The following is a 653-nucleotide window of genomic DNA, read 5'->3' as shown; positions in this document are numbered from 1 at the left end:
AGCTTACCCCGTCCTTCTTCGGCTCTTGGCGCCAAGGCATCCACCGTATGCCCTTCATAACTTGACTTATTGTCTTGTTACGTCGGTTGTCAATAAACAGTCATCTGCGTTGTCACTTCTGTGGGCATTCGTTCGACGTACAGACGTACGACTCACTCTTGTCCTCGGCGTTCCTAGCATCTAACTATTTCTTGTCAACCTGTGGTTTGTGTATATTCGGGTTTAACGCCGAAATATACATTCAAAATTAATCCTAACATGCTCGGTAATCACCCTAATATTGCTATTAGAATTATTACGTTGCTTTCTTCTGTGCAGTTTTCAAAGAACATAAAAAATGGTGGAGGATAACGGGATCGAACCGTTGACCCCCTGCGTGCAAGGCAGGTGCTCTCCCAGCTGAGCTAATCCCCCACTATATGAGGATATATATTATCATGCCTGCTTACTTTATTCAACAGGCATGTTTCTGTATTCCCTCAAAACTAAGCAATGTAAGTAGATTTATAATACTACAGCAAGCACATAAGCTCCGTCTAGTATATAATCCAGATGTGTCGACCTTGGATTAGAATCCTGTATTTCAAGAATTCAAATCTCCATAGAAAGGAGGTGATCCAGCCGCACCTTCCGATACGGCTACCTTGTTACGA

General features: G+C 42.9%; 1 tRNA gene. It reads right to left on the bottom strand.

Annotation, left to right across the window (positions count from 1 at the left end):
- Window positions 1–338: 338 nt before the first annotated feature.
- Window positions 339–414 (bottom strand) — tRNA-Ala (locus tag LMF89_RS25465).
- Window positions 415–653 lie beyond the last annotated feature (239 nt).

It is taken from the genome of Pelosinus baikalensis, assembly GCF_020819555.1.
In the GTDB taxonomy this organism is placed as follows: Bacteria; Bacillota; Negativicutes; order DSM-13327; family DSM-13327; genus Pelosinus; species Pelosinus baikalensis.
The sequence above is the reverse complement of the archived record's forward strand: the minus strand, read 5'-3'. Positions and strand labels throughout refer to the sequence as shown.